Origin of the sequence: Bacillus cereus (assembly GCF_007678085.1) — a bacterium.
Lineage (GTDB): Bacteria > Bacillota > Bacilli > Bacillales > Bacillaceae_G > Bacillus_A > Bacillus_A cereus_BE.
Map to the genome: position 1 here is coordinate 1 of NZ_VEDW01000048.1, position 241 is coordinate 241.

A 241-nucleotide genomic window follows, 5' to 3' on the forward strand; every position below is an offset into this window, starting at 1 on the left:
ACGTTTTTTCTTAAGCGACACGCCGCCTTCTTTGATTTGTTGAACGACTGAATCATAATCACGAGGATCGACAATGACTGTGACGTCTTGGTGGTTTTTTGATGCCGCACGAAGCATTCCTGGTCCGCCAATATCAATGTTTTCAATCGCTTCTTCATACGTTACATCGTGTTTTGAGATTGTCTCTTTGAAAGGATAGAGATTCACGACAACAAGATCAATCGGCTGAATGCCATGCTTT

General features: G+C 42.3%; 1 pseudogene. It reads right to left on the reverse strand.

Annotation, left to right across the window (positions count from 1 at the left end):
- A pseudogene (gene purH, locus FS742_RS27320) lies at positions 1–241 on the reverse strand (bifunctional phosphoribosylaminoimidazolecarboxamide formyltransferase/IMP cyclohydrolase); the annotation flags it as partial.